The organism is Plantactinospora sonchi (genome assembly GCF_036422035.1).
Classification (GTDB): Bacteria; Actinomycetota; Actinomycetes; order Mycobacteriales; family Micromonosporaceae; genus Plantactinospora; species Plantactinospora sonchi.
This window is the reverse complement of the sequence record NZ_JAZGQK010000037.1, coordinates 1-16,621: the sequence shown is the minus strand read 5'-3', so window position 1 is coordinate 16,621 and position 16,621 is coordinate 1. Positions and strand designations below refer to the sequence as shown.

General features: G+C 71.0%; 17 protein-coding genes. 4 read left to right on the top strand and 13 right to left on the bottom strand.

Translation table 11 applies throughout. The annotated features are described in order from the left end of the window. Positions 1-2 precede the first annotated feature (2 nt). Positions 3-1,157, top strand: a complete 1,155-nt coding sequence (gene argJ, locus V1633_RS33380; RefSeq protein WP_331213774.1) for a bifunctional glutamate N-acetyltransferase/amino-acid acetyltransferase ArgJ — start codon at positions 3-5, stop codon at positions 1,155-1,157. A 3-nt stretch (positions 1,158-1,160) separates the two neighbouring features. Here argJ and V1633_RS33375 read toward each other — a convergent pair whose 3' ends face one another. From V1633_RS33375 to V1633_RS33315, 13 genes are all read right to left on the bottom strand, one after another. Beyond that, positions 1,161-2,552, bottom strand: coding sequence for a B12-binding domain-containing radical SAM protein (locus V1633_RS33375; protein WP_331213775.1), 1,392 nt, complete (start codon positions 2,550-2,552; stop codon positions 1,161-1,163). Between the two features lie 16 nt (positions 2,553-2,568). Next, positions 2,569-3,669 carry an AMP-binding protein gene (locus V1633_RS33370; protein WP_331213776.1) on the bottom strand — a complete coding sequence of 367 codons (1,101 nt, stop codon included), beginning with the start codon at positions 3,667-3,669 and terminating at the stop codon, positions 2,569-2,571. After that, the gene (locus V1633_RS33365) at positions 3,642-5,138 is read right to left on the bottom strand and encodes an aldehyde dehydrogenase family protein (protein WP_331213777.1); all 1,497 of its coding nucleotides are present in this window, start codon (positions 5,136-5,138) and stop codon (positions 3,642-3,644) included. Before V1633_RS33365 ends, V1633_RS33370 begins: the two co-directional genes overlap by 28 nt. Continuing rightward, the gene (locus tag V1633_RS33360) at positions 5,128-6,006 is read right to left on the bottom strand and encodes an NRDE family protein (RefSeq protein WP_331213778.1); all 879 of its coding nucleotides are present in this window, start codon (positions 6,004-6,006) and stop codon (positions 5,128-5,130) included. The genes V1633_RS33365 and V1633_RS33360 overlap by 11 nt, the downstream gene beginning before the upstream one ends. Further along, on the bottom strand, positions 6,006-7,445 hold the full coding sequence (locus V1633_RS33355; protein WP_331213779.1) for an asparagine synthase C-terminal domain-containing protein: 1,440 nt from the start codon (positions 7,443-7,445) through the stop codon (positions 6,006-6,008). The genes V1633_RS33360 and V1633_RS33355 overlap by 1 nt, the downstream gene beginning before the upstream one ends. A gap of 3 nt (positions 7,446-7,448) precedes the next feature. Continuing rightward, positions 7,449-8,228: an enoyl-CoA hydratase/isomerase family protein gene (locus V1633_RS33350; protein ID WP_331213780.1), complete on the bottom strand. Its 780-nt coding sequence runs from the start codon at positions 8,226-8,228 to the stop codon at positions 7,449-7,451. 662 nt (positions 8,229-8,890) lie between these two features. Then, the gene (locus V1633_RS33345; RefSeq protein WP_331213781.1) at positions 8,891-9,496 is read right to left on the bottom strand and encodes a hypothetical protein; all 606 of its coding nucleotides are present in this window, start codon (positions 9,494-9,496) and stop codon (positions 8,891-8,893) included. Positions 9,497-9,542: 46 nt separating this feature from the next. After that, complete coding sequence (locus tag V1633_RS33340; RefSeq protein WP_331213782.1) at positions 9,543-9,950, bottom strand: Fur family transcriptional regulator; 408 nt, start codon at positions 9,948-9,950, stop codon at positions 9,543-9,545. 45 nt (positions 9,951-9,995) lie between these two features. Then, positions 9,996-10,295 (bottom strand): ArsR/SmtB family transcription factor, encoded by a 300-nt coding sequence (locus tag V1633_RS33335; RefSeq protein WP_331213783.1) that lies wholly within the window; start codon positions 10,293-10,295, stop codon positions 9,996-9,998. Positions 10,296-10,314: 19 nt separating this feature from the next. Further along, entirely contained in the window at positions 10,315-11,256 is a 942-nt protein-coding gene (locus V1633_RS33330; RefSeq protein ID WP_407951985.1) for a metal ABC transporter permease, read from the bottom strand. Positions 11,257-11,397: 141 nt separating this feature from the next. Next, the gene (locus V1633_RS33325; protein ID WP_331213784.1) at positions 11,398-12,165 is read right to left on the bottom strand and encodes a metal ABC transporter ATP-binding protein; all 768 of its coding nucleotides are present in this window, start codon (positions 12,163-12,165) and stop codon (positions 11,398-11,400) included. A 120-nt stretch (positions 12,166-12,285) separates the two neighbouring features. Continuing rightward, positions 12,286-13,245, bottom strand: a complete 960-nt coding sequence (locus V1633_RS33320; RefSeq protein ID WP_331213785.1) for a metal ABC transporter substrate-binding protein — start codon at positions 13,243-13,245, stop codon at positions 12,286-12,288. Between the two features lie 93 nt (positions 13,246-13,338). After that, positions 13,339-13,596 carry a hypothetical protein gene (locus V1633_RS33315; RefSeq protein WP_331213786.1) on the bottom strand — a complete coding sequence of 86 codons (258 nt, stop codon included), beginning with the start codon at positions 13,594-13,596 and terminating at the stop codon, positions 13,339-13,341. Between the two features lie 102 nt (positions 13,597-13,698). On the opposite strand from V1633_RS33315, the gene V1633_RS33310 reads away from it, so the two are divergent. From V1633_RS33310 to V1633_RS33300, 3 genes are all read left to right on the top strand, one after another. Then, positions 13,699-14,040 (top strand): antibiotic biosynthesis monooxygenase family protein, encoded by a 342-nt coding sequence (locus tag V1633_RS33310; RefSeq protein WP_331213787.1) that lies wholly within the window; start codon positions 13,699-13,701, stop codon positions 14,038-14,040. A gap of 25 nt (positions 14,041-14,065) precedes the next feature. Then, on the top strand, positions 14,066-14,866 hold the full coding sequence (locus V1633_RS33305) for a hypothetical protein (protein ID WP_331213788.1): 801 nt from the start codon (positions 14,066-14,068) through the stop codon (positions 14,864-14,866). Positions 14,867-15,111: 245 nt separating this feature from the next. Then, on the top strand, positions 15,112-16,491 hold the full coding sequence (locus tag V1633_RS33300; RefSeq protein ID WP_331213789.1) for a glycine--tRNA ligase: 1,380 nt from the start codon (positions 15,112-15,114) through the stop codon (positions 16,489-16,491). Positions 16,492-16,621 lie beyond the last annotated feature (130 nt).

The following is a 16,621-nucleotide window of genomic DNA, read 5'->3' as shown; positions in this document are numbered from 1 at the left end:
CAATGCAGGTTCCTTCGCCGCAGGGTTTCCGTACCTACCTGGCGAACGTCGGCCTGAAGGACTCGGCCGACGACTTCATGGTGCTGGTGTCGGAGGTGCCGGCGTCGTGCAGCGCGGTCTTCACCCGGTCCCGCTTCGTCGGGCCGAGCGTGCTGCTCAGCCGGGAGGCCGCGAAGGGTGGCACGGCGCGGGGTGTCGTGGTGCTCGCCCGCAACGCCAACGTGGCCACCGGGCGGCAGGGCCTGGCCAACGCCGAGGAGGTCCGGCGGATCGTCGCCGACGCGGTCGGCCTCACCGAGACCGACCTTCTCATCGCCTCCACCGGCGTGATCGGCCGGCAGTACCCGATGGCCGAGCTCCGGCACCGGCTGGCGGAACTCAGCTGGCCGTTCCCGGCCGCCGACCTGGCCGGCGCGGCCCGGGCGATCATGACCACCGACACCCGTCCGAAGGTCGTCAGTGCGCGCTGCGGCGCGGCCACACTGGTCGGCATCGCCAAGGGGGTCGGCATGATCGAGCCGGACATGGCGACCATGCTGGCTTTCTTCTGTACGGACGCCCAGTTGGCCCCCGACGAGCTGGACGAGGCGTTCCGGAACGTCGTGGCCCGGACCTTCAACGCGGTGAGCATCGACACCGACACCTCGACCAGCGACACCGCGGCCATCTTCGCCAACGGGCTGGCCGGCCCGGTGGACCGGGCCGAGTTCACCGACGCGTTGTACGACGTCGCGCTCCAACTGGTCCGGGCCATCGCCCGGGACGGCGAGGGTGCGAGCAAGCTGATCGAGGTACGGGTGTCCGGCGCCCGGGACGACGCGCAGGCCAAGCGGGTCGGTAAGACCATCGTCAACTCGCCGCTGGTGAAGACGGCGGTGCACGGCGCCGACCCCAACTGGGGCCGGGTCGCGATGGCGATCGGCAAGTGCCAGGACGACCTCGACATCGTGCCGGAGCGGGTCAGCATCGCGTTCGGCGGCACCGAGCTGTATCCGAGCGAGCCGAGCGCGGAGACGCTGCACCGGCTCGCCGACTACCTCTCCGGCGACGAGGTGCTGATCGAGGTCGGACTCGGCATCGCCGACGGCTCGTTCACGGTGTACGGCTGCGATCTCACCGAGGGGTACGTCCGGCTGAACGCCGACTACACCACCTGACCGTCACACCGCCGCGGTGACCGGGTCAGCCGGATCCGGGAAGCCCAGGTGACCGTTCCGGACCGTCTGCACCATCCGGCCGAAGGCGTCGTCGGTGGAGAAGTAGAAGACCGCCGGATCGCCTCCGCTGCCGCCGGCCCGTGCACTGGCGCCGAGCAGTACGTCCGCCAGGCGCTGGTAGAACCGGGCCGGCGCCAGCCGCGTCGGGAACAGGGTGTGGTAGCAGTCGAACAGTTCCGGGTCGTCGCTGATGAGTTCCTGCCGCACCTCGTCGTACAGGTCGGTGCCGGGAAGAGGGGTCAGGACGGAGAAGCTCGGCATGTCCACGGCCAGCTCGTCGACCGTCCGGGCGAGCCGGTCGAAGTCCTCCTCGCCCCAGGACGGGCGCACGATGAAGTTCGCCCGTACCTTGACCCCCAACTCCCGGAACAGGCGCAACGCCTGCCGGGTCTGCCGCGCGGTGGTGCCCTTCTGGTACCCGGTCAGCTCGTCGTCGGCCGTCGACTCGGCGCCGATCAGCACCGAGTCCAGCCCGACCTCGGCCCAGCGGGTGATGACGTCCGGGCGGCGCAGCGCCGTGTCGGTCCGGACGTACATGTGGTACCGCTTGCGCAACCCGGCCGCCTCGATGGCGTCGGCCAGTTCACCCATCCGCTCCGGCTGGATGAACGCCTCGTCGTCGACGACGTACACGTTGGCCTGGTCGATCTGCTGGAGTTCGCCGACCACCCGCTCGGCCTCCTTGACCAGGTAGCGCCGGTCCGTCATCCGCCACAGCGAGCAGAAGTGGCAGCGGTACGGACACCCCGCGCTGAACCTGGCCAGGGCCACCGGGCGGTAGATGGAGTGGAAGTACGAGCCCCGGTGCCGGGCGAGCAGTGTCCGGTCCGGGGCGGGCAGCTCGTTGAGGGTCGCCGGCGCGGGCTTGGTCACCCGGCGCAGCGCGGCCCGGGCCTGGTACGGGGCCAGACCGATCACCGGCTCGACCGGTCGTCCGGCCTCCACCGCCGCGATCAGCCGGCGCAGCGGCTCGGCACCCTCGCCGGCCACCACGTAGTCGGCCGCGAACCCGTCCAGCCACTCGGTCGAGACCGTCGGATGGTGGCCGCCGATCACCACCGGCACCTGCGGCCAGAGCCGCTTGACCTCCCGGGTGACCTCCCGGGCCACGGTGACGTTGGTCGTGTACGGGACGGCGACCCCGACCAGGTCCGGCGGTTCGGCGGTCGCGGCGTACTCGGCCAGCGGGGGATCGAGCCGCAGGTCGTGGATCGTCACGTCGTGGTGTCCGCGCAGCGCGCCGGCAAGGTACTCCAACGGCAGCGGTTCGCAGCAGCTCAGCGCGTCGCTGAGCACCGCCCGTGGGTTGCGGGGCCAGACGAGCAGGATGCGCATGGTTGCCTCCCGGAGGTCAGTAGACGCCTTCGACGCGTCCCAGCTCGGTGAATTCGGGGCTGTACGGATCGCCGATCCACGGCCACGGGAACTCCTCGGCGGCCGCGCCGTACGGACGTACCCGGCGTGCCCGGTCGCGTTCGAGGAAGCCGGGAATGAGCTGGTCGTCGGTGAGCCGCCAGACGCGTACCCGCCCCTGCGCCCCGTACGGGACCTCGTCGCCGTTGTCGTCGACGAGGTCCAGCAGCAGGTGCGGGGAGCTGGGTACGTACACCACCCGGTGCTCGTCCGCCGGCTCGAACGGCTTCTGCCAGCTGATGCCGGTGGTCGACGTGCCGTACATGCCGACAACCGGAACGCCCGGGAAGACCGACTCGCGCAGGATCCGGTGGCTCTCCGGTTCCATGGTGGTACCGGCGTGCACGATCGCGCGGACGCCGCCGAGCAGCGCCGGGTCCAGGTATTCCGGCAGCATCTCGAGCAGTCGGGAGGTGCAGAACAGCACCCCGACGTCCTGGCTGCGGACGACCGCCTCCACCTGGTCCCAGATGTGCCGCAGGTAGCGGTCCGAGGCGGCGGTCATCCCCTCCTCGCCGTAGATCTTCACGATCCGAGGGTCGAGGTCGATGGAGAAGCACCGCCCGCCACGCCGTTCGGCGAAGTTGACCACGAGCCGGCCGGTCGTGTGTGGACCCATCGGCCCCACGAACAGCCAGTTCCGTCCGCGCGGCACGCCGTGCCGGTCAAGGAAGTGATCCGAGCAGTCAAGGACCGCGCGCCAGTAGGTGCTGCCCCAGGTGCCGTGTTTCGGCGCGCCGGTGGTGCCGCCGGTCTGGGACGCCCAGAGGAACCGTTCGCTCTCGCGTACGTCGCGGGGCACGAAGTCCTCGACCGGGCGACGACGGGTCGCCTCCTCGTACCTCTCCTGGTCGGTGGCGTCGCGCAGGCCCACCAGCCGTACCGCGTCGGCCAGCCCGGAAACCTTCTCGTACGCGGTCGACCCGAGGGCCCGGTCGCGTTCCAGCCAGAATTGTGACCCGGTCCGGGGATCGAGGTGCCGACGGACGATCCGGACCACGTCGTCGTCGGTTACCGGGCGGAGGGGATGCGACGGCACAACTGCTCCTTGTCGACTCGGGCTTCCGGAACGGGAAGCAGCGCCTTCTTCTGGAAGAGAAAATCCGCGAGGTACCCCTCCTGGGGGTCCTCGGGCTGGTAGCCACGGTCGAACAGGGCACCGGAGAAGACCTTGGTGATGGTGGGTTCGGCGGCCAGGGCCGCGACGACCTCGGCGTCCTCACCGACGACCGAGACGATGAGCGAGTGGGCGCAGGCTTGGCCGAGCCGGGACCGTTCGACCGGCGCCACGGCGGTGAACGGGAACGGCAGTTCGGTGCGGAACAGCGGGGAGTCCGCGGTGGTGAGCAGCACGGTCGGCCTCAGGTAGGGCACCCCGTCGAGTTCGATCCGCAGCGGCTGCCCGGTCACCTCGGCGGTGACGTCCACCGCGCCACCCGCGACCTCCCGTTCGACCATCCGAACCAGCGCCTCGAACTCGGTCCGGTCGGGGAACGCGGGCACCCGGGCGGCCGGTTCCGTCAACGGCCGGGCGGGGTACCGGGCGAACGCCTCGGCGAGTCGGCGGGCTGCCCGGACCGGATCACCGGTGACCGCCAGGGCGCTCATGTTGGTGCAGAGTCGTCCCGACCCCTGGAAGGCCAGCCGGGCCAACCTGGTCCACACCTCGGCGCCGGGATCCTCGTCGCCGAGGACGACCTTGCTGCGGCCGAAGTGGTACGTCTTCAGCCGCGCCGGATCGTGCTGCGGCGGTGCGTGCTCGCCGGGCCAGACGACCTGGTCCGCGAGCCGTACCCAGGTGCTGGCGTCGCCGTGCACCAGCGACACCGCCCCGTCGGGCAGGCCGGCCTCGTACAGCGCGGCGACGAAGATGCCGGCCGTGAACGGGTCCCGGTCGGAGGTGTTGACCAGCACCGGGCGCCGGGCCGCCAACACCTGCAGCCATTCGATCATGATCGTCGGGAAGTTGGCCGGGACCCGCACCATGCAGGTGCGACCGGTCGGCAGCCAGCGCCAGGGCGCCCCGCAGTCACCGGTCCGGTACGCCGCCAGGTCACCGTTTGGCGCCTGCGCCGCCATGATCTGCTCGATCCGGCGCAGGTGCCCGACCACCGCCGCGATGCCACGCAGCACCCGGGTCTCCGGCAGGCCGGTCGCACGGGACAGCCGACGCGCCGGGTCGGTGAGCCGTCCGTCGGCGAGCCAGCGGGCGACGATCTCCGCCGCGCGGTGGAAGTGGGCGAACCAGGCCGACTCCTCGACGCTGCTCAGCAGCGGGGCCACCTGCCGGGCCCGCTCCACCATCTCGTGCTGCATGAGCCGGCCGGCCTGCGCGACGTGGGCGACCAACCGGCCGTCGCAGCCCGTCAACGGCACGGTACGGGTGCGGTCCACCCGACGGCTGCCGATCCAGACCGGGACGGTGGTCGGCTCCGGGTCGCTGCGGCCGCCCGGCGTGCCGGCGACGTCGCGGGAACCGGGGGCGGCGGGTACGGGGTCATCGGGCATGACGGTCTCCTCCGGGGCGCCGCCGACGGCGCGACTCGCGCGGCCGGCGTGGGTCTCCGTCGAGGGCGGGGGACCGCCCGGTCGGGTCGGTACGGCCGGTCGGGGCGGCCGGCCGTCCAGGGCCGGACTCGTACCAGCTGTCCTGGCGGAACGGCTCACCGGTGAAGTCGTGGCGGACGCCCCCCGGGCCGAGGGCCACCAGCGAGGCCGAGGTCGAGCCGTAGCGCCGGCCGTCGAGTTGACGCCGCTGCAGCAGGCTCCTCGGATCGCCCACGCCGACCCCGCCCGCGGCGAGCAGGTCCAGCCAGTCACCCCAGGCGTCCGCGGTGCCGGTACCCGGCGCGGGTGCCGGCGACGGGGTAGCCGCCAGCAGCGCGCGTACGTGCGGTACGCGGGGCGGTTCGGCGACGTCCAGACCGTGGAAACTCAGGGTGTGGTCGCCCGGTTCGACCCGGTGTCGAACGAGCCGCTCGGTGTCCCAACCCCAGACGGTGGCCTGTGCCGGTTCGGCCAGCAGCAGGTGGAATCCCCGGGTACCGGTCAGCTCACCGCTGTCCAACGGGGTGCCGGGCACCAACGCCCGCAGCGGCAGCCGGCCCCGGGTCTGCCCGCCGCCAGCGTCGCACCCGTCGTTGCCGGGGCCGGGCTCGTCACCGTTGACCAGGACCGCGACGGCGGGCCGGGCCGGGTCGACCGCGAGCCAGGTGCCGCCGGCGGTCTCGTCGAGTGGACCGTGCAGGTGCCGGTACGGTCCGTCCCAGTGCCGACCGGGCGGTCGCCAGGACCGGTCGAGGAACTCGTCCCGTACGGCGCACAGCAGCACCGGCCAGGCTCGGCCGGGACTGAACCGGAACAGTACGGTGCACATCAGACCGCTTCCGTGACCGGCGCCCGGGCGGCGGCCCCGGCCCGTTGCCGCAGCAGGGTTCCGGCCGGTGCGTGGTCCACGCCGGCGAGCGGGTCGGTCCGCAGTTCGTCGACGATCGACCGGAAGCACTCCCGGTACGCCTCGACCTTTCCCGGCCGGCCGCCGAAGAGACGGTCGAGCCCGGCCTGCAACCCGCCGCCGTGGTGCACCGCGATCTTCTGCCGCCAGGCGACCGATTCGGGGACCAGACGGGCCATCGCCGCCCGGAAGTACGCCTTGTCCCGGCCGGCCCGGGCCGGATCCGTCCCGGTGCGTCCGAGCTTGCAGTCCGGGTGTACCGCCAGCCCGATTCGCAGCACCTCCGGATGCCAGTACGGGTGCACCAGCTGTTTGCCGCGGGCGACCGCGGCCATCGGGCTGAACTCGCCGCTGTACCGGGTTTCGTCGATCCCGTCGGCGACGGCGGCGACGAGTGCGTCGGTGTCGGTCGTCGCCGGGGGTAGGCCGAGGTTGATCAGGTCGTTCCCGTAACCGGTGAGCACCAGATCGGGCGTGATGACGCCACGGCGCAGCAGGGCCACCGCGGTGACGGCGATGTCGACCTTGTCGCTGTGCGCGGTGCCCAGCAGGCGGATGGTCTCCGGGATCGCCGCCAGCAGTTCGTCGGTGTCGAGGTCGACCAGTACGTGTTCGATGCCCAGGTACCGGGCCAGCTCCGCCGCCTCGGTGTGTTCGTTGCCCCAGGGGCTGCCCGCGCTGTACGCCACGACGGGCAGCCCGGCCCGCCGGGCCAGCGTGGTGACCGCCCCGGAGTCGATGCCGCCGGAGAGCAGCGTGGCGACCGGGCGACCAGCGGCGGCGCCGGTGACGGCGGCGGCGAGTGCCTGGACGAACGCCTCGCCGGCGGCGGCCGGTTCGACCAGGTCCACTCCGTGCGCCGCGTCCAGCGGATCGGGCCGCTGCTCGGTGGCGAGCGCCCAGCCACGGCCGGTGCGGCGGACCACGGTCACCGATCCGGGATCGAGCCGGGTGACGCCGTGACAGGGGGTCGCGCCCTCCCGGGACAGCAGGTCCGGGCGGCCTGGGTCGTCCGGGAGATTCCACCGGGCGCGGGCGGCGGCCGCCACGAACATGTCGGAGCAGACCAGCAGCCGACCTCGGAACCGGTCTTTGACCAGGTAGAGCGGGACCTCGTTCATCGGCGCGACGTCAACGACGAACCGGTCGTCGCCGACCTCCACCCTGGTGGTGGGCCGGTCGGCGCGGACCCCCGGTGCTGCTCCGAGTCCGGCGTGCCAGGTCAGGCCGGTGCCGGCGGGGCTGACCGGCGTGGTCGCGTAGACCTGTGGTGAGCCGGGCGGGGTGGCTATCCGGGCCACCTCGAATCCGGGGACGGGGGCGGTCGCCGCCAGGAACCAGGCGGACGTCGGCGACGGCACCGCTCAGGCCTTTCCGATGATCCGACGCATACGCTCCCGCGCCTCGCCGGCCGCGAACGCCTGGCGGTGAGCGATCTTGCCCTCGACGCGGATCCGTTCCAGGCCGGCCAGACAGGGCTGGTTGATCCGGGGTCGGGTGGCGCGTACCGCCGTCGGGGTGTACGAGGCGATTGCCCGGGCCCGGGCCAGGGCGTGGTCGAGCAGTTCGTCTGGCCCCACCACCTCGTGCACCAGCCGGTCGTCCAGGGCGCGTTCGGCGTCCCACGGCTCGCAGGTGAACAGCATCCGCTGCATGACGCTGCGCCCGACGACCGTCTCGAGCAGGTAACCGCCGAAGGTGCAGGCGATCCCGATTTTGAATTCGGGCATGATCAGCTGTGCCCGCGAACTGCCGATGCGGTAGTCGCAGCAGAGCATGATCTGTAGCCCGACTCCGATGGCGTACCCGTCGACCGCCGCCACGACCGGTTTGGAGATACCGGCGAGTGTGGCGTACAGATCGGTGATGTCGTCGATCCAGTCGTCCACCTCGTCTCCGCCGTCGAACTCGGACACCTCGTGGAAGTCGCCGCCGGCGCCGAATGAACGCCCCGGCCCGCCGTAGAGAACCACGCAGTTGACCTCGTCGTCATTGTCGAGGGTGCGAAGCAACTGACGCAGTTCCCGCATCCGGGCCCGGCTGAACGGGTTCTGCTCGTGCGCCTCGGAGAACTCCAGCAGGGCGATTCGTCCCGGCAGTGCCCGGTGGACGATTGTTCGGTGCGTGACTGAGGCCGAGCTCATTGAGCGGTCCCTCCAAATTGTCGGCTGGTGGTGAGCCGGCGGGCGTCCGGAGGTGGCTAGCCTCGGACAGCCCGCGCCGCTGGTGGCGTGGGCAGGTCATCGACCCTGGCTCCGCGGTCCGTCGATCTCGGCGCGCCGAATTGAGGCATGCGTCGAGAGCCGGTACGACGCGGATCTGACACCGTCAGCGTCGACGGTAAGGATGAGATTCCGTCGACGTCGACGGAATTGATGGCCGCCTGTCCGCGTTCGCGTCGGATCGACGGCGCGGATGGAATGGCGGCGAGTGCCGCGCTCGGAGTGGAATGTCACGTGACCGGTGACGATCCACTGCCCCCGTTCGGTCTCCTCCCCGGATGAAGACGTTTCTCGCGGGACGGGGAGCCAACCCCGTATCCGCGCCGATAATACCGCGCCCGAGTGCTGGTCCGGGGTGCCGTTTGATGGTCCACTGTGGTCAGCTGATCCGCGATAGCGCAGTTCATGGCGGAGGTGATCGTGGGGAAAGAGTGCTCGACGTATCCCATAATCCGGGAGTCAATCGGTGGGTGGCGCAATCCGGTGCGCTGATCACAATGACGGTGATCAGGGGCGCCACTCCCGACTGTCCCTTACGACATACTATCCATTGATCTGACTGGATTTGTGGATCTCTGCCGCGGTCAGCGCCGCGCCCGCAGCCCCAGGCTCCGTAGCTCCAACCCCGCGAGTGCGTCCACCGTCGCGTCGTCGCCGCGTCGCCATGCCTCGACCACGTCCGGACCGATTCGGGACAGCCTGCGCAGCGGCTGGCTGGCCAGCGCCCGCAGCGCCAGCAGGTCCCGGCCGGCCGGTGCCGACCGCAGCGCCCGCGCGACGGACGCCCGGCGCAGCCAGCGCAACCGCAGCGGCAGCCAGCCGAACAGCACCAGCCCGAGTGGGAACACCAGCAGGGCCAGCGACAACGCCAGCGCCAGGTCCCCGACCAGTTCCTGCTGGTCGCGGCCGGCGTCGGCCATCGCCCGGGCGGCCCCGGCGGCCCGTTCGAACGGGGCGGTCAGTTCGTCGCCGACGACCGGTACCCGGCCCACCTTGCCGCCCGCGTCGGCGAGGTTGTCGGCCAGCCCGCCGCCCGCCCCCTCCAGCTTCTGTCCGGGTACGGCGAGCCGCGCAACCAGGTCGTGCAACCACATCGCGGCCCGGATCCAGAGGTAGACCCAGATGACGACGAGCAGGTCGGTGAGGAGTTGACGGGCGGCGGTCGGGAAACGGTCGGCATAGATCCTCATGCCGGTCAGCGTGCCACCGACCGGCGAGCCGCACACGACGGCCAGGTCAGCGCGGGCTGCACTCCGGGCAGGTGCCGAAGATCTCCAGGGTGTGGCTGACATCGGTGAAGCCGTGCTTGGCGGCGACCCGCTCGGCCCAGCTCTCCACCGCAGGCCCCTCCACCTCGACGGTCCGGCCGCAGGCCCGGCAGACCAGGTGGTGATGGTGGCCCTCACTGCACCGGCGGTAGAGGTGCTCCCCACCCGGCGGGCGCATCACGTCGATCTCGCCCGCGTCCGCCAACCCCTGCAGGGTGCGGTAGACGGTGGTCAGACCGACCCGCTCGCCGCGACTGCGCAGCATCGCGTGCAGATCCTGGGCGCTGTGGAAGCCCTCGACCTCGGCCAGCAGCGCGCTGACCGCGCTGCGCTGCCGGGTGTTGCGGACCGCGGTGCCGCTGTCTGCCGTCGTCATCTCACCCTCCCTCGCGCTCGATCAGGTGCCCGTCCAAGGCCGGCGTCATGTGGCCTCCCCGGAATGGCTGACCGCGTCCGCCACGATATGCGCGATGTGCTCGTCGACCAAGGCGTAGGCGATTTCCCGACCGCGTCGTGAACCGCGTACCACCCCGGCGCCGCGCAGCACCCGCAGGTGCTGGGAGACCAGCGGCTGCGGCGCGCCGAGTTGCTCGACCAGCTCGTGTACGCACCGTTCACCGTTGGCCAGCTCGCTGACGATGGCGAGCCGGATCGGAGCGGACAGGGCACGAAGCAGCTCTCCGGCGCCGGTGTAGGCCTCGTAGGCGTTCGTGCTCGTCACCCCGTTACGGTAACCAATTCTACCGGGGTACCGCCGCGCGGTCGGGCGCTCCAAGGTCAACCGTCGGGGCGGGGGAGGCGGGCGTCGATCCGAGGACGACGTCACACGGCTCGGCGAAGGGTGCCGGGCGGGACGGAACCGCCCGCCGACGCCCCAGCGCCCGGCGTACCGCCGTGCCCACGGCGGCGAGCAGGAAGATGGCGATCGCCAGGATCACGATGGTCGCCCCGAGCGCGGTGTTCGCGGTTCCGGCCAGCCACACCCCGGAGCCGGAGGCGACCAGGCCGATCCCCATCGCGGCCAGCATGGTGGCGACAAAACCCCGGGAGAAGAGCTGCGCGGTGGCGACCGGCACCACCATCAGGGCACTGACCAGCAGCAGCCCGACCGCCCGCATGGAGATCGTGACGGTCACCGCCGTGGTCACCGCGAGCAGCAGGTTGAGCGCCCGGACCGGCAGGCCGGAGACCCGGGCGTACTCCTCGTCGTGCGAGATCGCGAAGAGCGCCGGACGCAGCACCAGCATGGTCGCCAACACCACCACCGCGAGGACCACGATCACCACCAGGTCCTGCGGCGACGTGGTGGTCAGTGACCCGAAGAGGTACGCCATCAGGTTGGCGTTGCTGCGGCTGCCGGAGAGCCCGACCAGCATCACCCCACCGGCGATCCCGCCGTAGAACATCAACGCGAGCGCGACGTCCCCGGAGGTACGACCGCGTTCCCGGATCAGCTCGATGGCGACCGCCGCGACCGCCGACACCAGCACCGCCATCAGCACCGGGGAGGTGTCGAGCAGCAGACCGACCCCGACCCCGGTCAGCGCCACATGGCCGATCCCGTCACCGATCAGCGACATCCGCCGCTGCACCAGGTAGATGCCGAGCGCGGGGGCGGTCAGCCCGATCACCAGCGCCCCGACCAGGGCGCGGATCATGAAGTCGTACTGGAAAAGGCTCATGCCCCCTCCTCGCTTCGCTCGTCGGCGTCATGAGCTGGCATTCTGAGTTGGCTGATTCGCTCGCTGGGCTCGCTCATGCCCCCTCCTCGCTTCGCTCGTCGGCGTCATGAGCTGGCATTCCGAGTTGGCTGATTCGCTCGCTCATGCGGGTGTCCCCCACATCCCCACGGAATCCTCCGGCGCGTGCGGGTGGACGTGCTCGTGGCCGGGCGCCGCGTGGTGCCCGGCCGGTTCCGGCACCGGGCCGTCGTGCGCGATCCGCCCCTCGTGTACGACCACCGCCCGCGTGATCAACGGCGCCAGCGGTCCGAGTTCGTGGGCGACCAGCAGCACCGTCCCGCCGTCGGCGACGAACCCGCGCAGTGCCTCGGCGAAGGCGTCCTGGCTCGCCGAGTCGACCCCGGCGGTCGGCTCGTCGAGGACGAGCAGCTCCGGCTGCCCGGCCAGGGCCCGGGCGATCAGGGTCCGCTGCTGCTGTCCGCCGGAGAGGGTGGTCACCGGATCGGCGGCCCGGTCACTCAACCCGACCGCCCGGAGCGCCTCGGCGACCGCCCGCCGATCGGCGGCGCCGGCCGGGCGTATTACGCCCCGACGGGCCAGCCGGCCGGCGGCGACCACCTCGGCCACCGTGGCCGGTACGCCGCTGCCGGCGCCGAGGCGCTGCGGGACGTACCCGATCCGCCGCCACTGCCGGAACCGGCGCTGCGGGGTGCCGAAGAGCGAGACCGTGCCGGCGTTCAACGGCACCAGGCCGAGGATCGCCCGGATCAGGGTCGACTTGCCCGAGCCGTTCGCGCCGAGCACCGCAACGACCTCGCCTGGGGCGACGGCGAATGAGATGTCACGGAGCACGGGACGCTCGTCGTAGGCGACCGCCCCATGCTCGACTGTGATGACCGGTTCCGTCACGTCCCCGCCCCGTTCCGCCAGCTGATGACCTCGCTCCGCTCGGTCATGTCGCCACCTCGCTGCGCTCGGCGTCGTCATGACCTGGCCAACCGGATTGGCTGACGACCTCGCTCCGCTCGGTCATGAGCAGCCCAACGCTGTCCTGATAGCTCCCAGGTTGTCCCGCATGACCGAAAGGTAGTCTCCGGTGCTGCCCGGTTGCAGGCCCTCGATCGGATCAAGGACCGCGGTCTTCGCGCCGATCTCCCGGGCCACCGTCTCGGCGACCTTGGGGCTGACCAGGGTCTCGAAGAAGATCGTGGTCGCGTGGTGCTCGCGGGCCTCGTTGGCGATCTCGGCCAGCCGGGCGGCCGGCGGTTCGTCCTCCGGGGTCAGCCCACTGAGCCCGATCTGCTCCAGGTGGTAGCGCTCGGCCAGGTACGCGAAGGCGGTGTGGCTGGTCACCAGTTCGCGCCGCTGACAGGTCTGCAGGCCCTTGGCGTACTCGGAATCCAGGGTCTCCAGGTCGGTGCGCAAGGTACGGGCCCGGGCGGTGAAGTCGGCGGCCCGGTCCGGATCGGCCGCGCCGAGCTGTTCGGCGAGCCGGTCACCGATCGTGGCGAGCCGGGTCGGGTCCAGCCACACGTGCGGGTCCTTGTGGCCGGTCGCCTCCTCGTGCTCCTCGCCGGCTCCCTCGCCCTCACCCTCGTGTACGTGGTCACTGGCGGCGGCGTCCAGCAGCGGCTGCACGGTACCCACGTCGAAGGTCCGGTCGCCGCCCTGCTGCTGGATCGCCTCGTCGACGGCCGGCTGGAAACCGGCCAGGTAGACCACCAGATCGGCGTCGCTGATCTGACCGACCTGGCCGGGGTTGAGTTCGAGGTCGTGCGGCTCGGCGCCCGGCTTGACGAGGTTGGTCACCTGGACGGCGTCTCCTCCGATCCGCTCCGCGACGAACTGCAGGGGATAGAAGGCGGCGACGATGTCGACCCGGTCGGGGTCGTTGCCGGGGCCGTCGTCGGCGCAGGCCGTGGCGGTGGCCAGGGCGAGCAGCCCGGCGGCGGCGAGGGCGACGGAACGGGAGGCGGAGCGGATCAGCATGTCATCCACTCTCCGCGACAATGAGAATGATTGTCAAAAACGCATGCTTGCATGAGAACGTCTCAGGTCCGGTCGGGCTGGTGGATCACGCGCTCAAGCGATCTTCATCAGCGCGAACGCGATCAGCAGGGTCAGCAGCACCAGCCGGATCGTCCGGGTCCCCGGGGTCTGTACCGGCCAACTCGTCACCAACAGGACGCCGAGCAGCCCGGCGAGGGCCAGCAGCAGCAGACCGCCGACGATCCCCGGAGCGAAGAAGGCGACCAGCACCAGCGTCAACGCGACGAGGAACACGGTGGTCGGACTGACCCGGGCCAGACGGGTCACCAGGACGCGCTGCGTACGCTGCATCCCACAGACTCTACGAGATCTCGATGCCCCGACCGGCGTGCTGTCACCGATGACACCATTCGCGGCTTCTCCGGTCGGCGGCCCAGGCGAGGAGGCACACAGGTGCTCGTCACAAACCGGTTCGTGGTGGCGGAGGAGGCGGCCGCCGGGTTCACCGAGCGGGCCCACGCCGCGCTGGGCGTACTCGCCGCCCGACCCGGCTACCGTCGGGGTGAGCTGCTGCGGGCGCTCGACGACCCCACGCACTGGTGCCTGGTCACCGAGTGGGAGTCGGTCGGTACGTACCGGCGGGCCCTGGGCGCCTTCGATGTCAAGATCCACGCCACGCCGCTGCTCGCCGAGTCGCTGGACGAACCGTCCGCGTACGAGGCGCTGGCCAGCGCGGCACCGGAGGGTCCGGTCCAGGTGGCCCGCAGCGACCGTGCCGCTGACCCCAGCCGGTGACAGACCGGGCACTACGCTTGCCGTCATGACCTTTCCCGGACCGCCCGGTGGTCCCGCGTCGTCGCCGACGGCCGGTGGCGCCGGCCCCGCGCCGGCCGGCTTCGGCGCCGCTCAGTCGCCGGCTGATCCCGGTTCGGCGTCGCCGCCCGCTGGCTTCGGCGCGGCACAGTCACCGGCTGGTTCCGGTCCGGTGCCGCCGGCCGGCTTCGGCGGTCCGGCGCCGGCCGACCCCGGCCTTCCGACGTCGGCGGGCTCCGGTGGTCCGCCGGTGGCGTCCGGCACCGGTGGCGCCCAGGCCCCGGCCAACTTCGGCCCGTCGTACCTGACCGGCGCGGGGGCGGTGCCGCCCGGCGTACCCGGTCCACCACCCGGTCCCGGCGCCGTGCCGCCGTTCGCCGCGCCGCCCACCGAGGGCCGCACACTGCGGATGTGGCTCGGCATCGGAGTCGCCGCCCTGGCCGTGCTGCTGGTCTGCGGTGGCGGCGGCGCGGCCCTGATCGGGTTGCTGGTCTCCAGCACCGAGGCGGTCAACGAGCAGGCCAAGGCGGTCGTGACCGACTACTTCGACGCTGTCGACGACGAGCAGTTCAGCCAGGCGTACAACCTGCTCTGCGACGCCACCAAACAGCGGGAGTCGCCGACCGAGTTCGCCCGCCGGGTGGGCGCCGAACCGGACATCGCCTCGTTCCAGGTCGGCGACCTGGTGATGGGCAACACCCTGAGCGTGCCGGTGGACGTCACCTACGCCCAGGGTGGCCAGGACCAGTTGCATGCCCTGCTCGAGCAGGATCCGGTCAACGGTCTGACGATCTGCGAGATCAACTAGGCGGCCGCCGGGTCGGAGAACCTGTCCAGGGTCGGGGGTGGCCGGTGGAGTAATCTGCTGGGCCTGGGTGGGGGTGAGCCGTACCGTTGTGCGCACCGTTGCCCGATCCGGTACCGACGCCGTCGGTGCCGGTCGTGCCTGCCCGTACCGACCGCTGTGCCCGCTGACCGTTCCGAAGCACGTTGTTGTCTGTTGACCGTTCCGATTCTGTCCCCGCCGGCCGCCAGCCGGTGTAGGAGGTAACCATGCCAGCCGACCGTATCGACGCCATCGTCAGTCTCGCCAAGCGCCGAGGCTTCGTCTACCCGTCCAGCGAGATCTACGGGGGCACCCGGTCAGCCTGGGACTACGGCCCGCTCGGCGTGGAGCTGAAGGAGAACGTCCGCCGCCAGTGGTGGCGGGCCATGGTCCAGCAGCGCGACGACATCGTCGGCCTGGACTCGGCGGTCATCCTGGCCCGGGACGTCTGGGCCGCCTCGGGCCACCTCGACGCCTTCGTCGACCCGCTGACCGAGTGCCAGTCCTGCCACAAGCGGTTCCGGGCCGACCACCTGGAAGAGGCGTACGAGGCGAAGCACGGCAACGCACCGGCCTCGCTCGCCGAGCTGAACTGCCCGAACTGCGGCAACAAGGGCACCTTCACCGAGCCGAAGATGTTCAACGGCCTGATGAAGACCTACCTCGGTCCGGTGGAGAGCGAGGAGGGCATGCACTACCTCCGCCCGGAGACCGCCCAGGGCATCTTCATCAACTACAACAACGTGGCCGCCTCGGCGCGCAAGAAGCCGCCGTTCGGCATCGCCCAGGTCGGCAAGTCGTTCCGCAACGAGATCACCCCGGGTAACTTCATCTTCCGGACCCGCGAGTTCGAGCAGATGGAGATGGAGTTCTTCGTCGAGCCCGGCACCGACGAGGAATGGCACGAGTACTGGCTGCGGGAGCGCTGGAACTGGTACCTGGGCCTCGGCCTCGCCGAGGAGAACCTGCGGTTCTACGAGCACCCGCAGAACAAGCTCTCGCACTACTCGAAGCGGACCGTCGACATCGAGTACCGCTTCCAGTTCGGCGGCACCGAGTTCTCCGAGCTGGAGGGCATCGCCAACCGTACCGACTTCGATCTCTCCACGCACAGCAAGCACTCCGGCGTCGACCTGTCGTACTTCGACCAGGAGAAGGGCGAACGCTGGGTGCCGTACGTGATCGAGCCGGCCGCCGGCCTCACCCGGGCGGTGCTCGCCTTCCTGCTCGACGCGTACGACGAGGACGAGGCGCCGAACACCAAGGGCGGCGTCGACAAGCGCACCGTGCTCCGCTTCGACCCCCGGCTCTCCCCGGTCAAGGTCGCCGTGCTGCCGCTGTCCCGTAACCCCGCCCTCTCGCCGAAGGCGAAGGAACTCGCCGCCGACCTGCGCAAGCGCTGGATCGTCGAGTTCGACGACTCGCAGGCGATCGGCCGCCGCTACCGTCGACAGGACGAGATCGGCACCCCGTTCTGCGTCACCGTCGACTTCGACACTCTCGAAGACAACGCGGTGACGGTCCGCGACCGGGACACCATGACCCAGGAGCGCGTCTCCCTCGACCAGGTGGAGCGCTACCTGGTCGAGCGCCTGCCCGGCTGCTGAGGTGTAAGGAAGGGCCCCTTCTTATCGCTTTCTGTTATAGAGCCTGTTTCTGAACCTGGTGTTGGGGTTTGTGGTAGGTCATGTGGGCTTGTCGTCGGCTCATCTGGATGATGGCGGCCCAGTAGACGAT

Excerpts from the sequence above, each read along its gene's own strand:
- argJ (WP_331213774.1), top strand. The coding sequence starts at position 3 with ATGCAGGTTCCTTCGCCGCAGGGTTTCCGTACCTACCTGGCGAACGTC.
- V1633_RS33305 (WP_331213788.1), top strand. The coding sequence starts at position 14,066 with ATGACCTTTCCCGGACCGCCCGGTGGTCCCGCGTCGTCGCCGACGGCC.
- V1633_RS33345 (WP_331213781.1), bottom strand. The coding sequence starts at position 9,496 with ATGAGGATCTATGCCGACCGTTTCCCGACCGCCGCCCGTCAACTCCTC.
- V1633_RS33320 (WP_331213785.1), bottom strand. The coding sequence starts at position 13,245 with ATGCTGATCCGCTCCGCCTCCCGTTCCGTCGCCCTCGCCGCCGCCGGG.
- V1633_RS33330 (WP_407951985.1), bottom strand. The coding sequence starts at position 11,256 with ATGAGCCTTTTCCAGTACGACTTCATGATCCGCGCCCTGGTCGGGGCG.
- V1633_RS33315 (WP_331213786.1), bottom strand. The coding sequence starts at position 13,596 with ATGCAGCGTACGCAGCGCGTCCTGGTGACCCGTCTGGCCCGGGTCAGT.
- V1633_RS33360 (WP_331213778.1), bottom strand. The coding sequence starts at position 6,006 with ATGTGCACCGTACTGTTCCGGTTCAGTCCCGGCCGAGCCTGGCCGGTG.
- V1633_RS33340 (WP_331213782.1), bottom strand. The coding sequence starts at position 9,950 with ATGACGACGGCAGACAGCGGCACCGCGGTCCGCAACACCCGGCAGCGC.
- V1633_RS33350 (WP_331213780.1), bottom strand. The coding sequence starts at position 8,228 with ATGAGCTCGGCCTCAGTCACGCACCGAACAATCGTCCACCGGGCACTG.
- V1633_RS33375 (WP_331213775.1), bottom strand. The coding sequence starts at position 2,552 with ATGCGCATCCTGCTCGTCTGGCCCCGCAACCCACGGGCGGTGCTCAGC.
- V1633_RS33300 (WP_331213789.1), top strand. The coding sequence starts at position 15,112 with ATGCCAGCCGACCGTATCGACGCCATCGTCAGTCTCGCCAAGCGCCGA.
- V1633_RS33365 (WP_331213777.1), bottom strand. The coding sequence starts at position 5,138 with ATGCCCGATGACCCCGTACCCGCCGCCCCCGGTTCCCGCGACGTCGCC.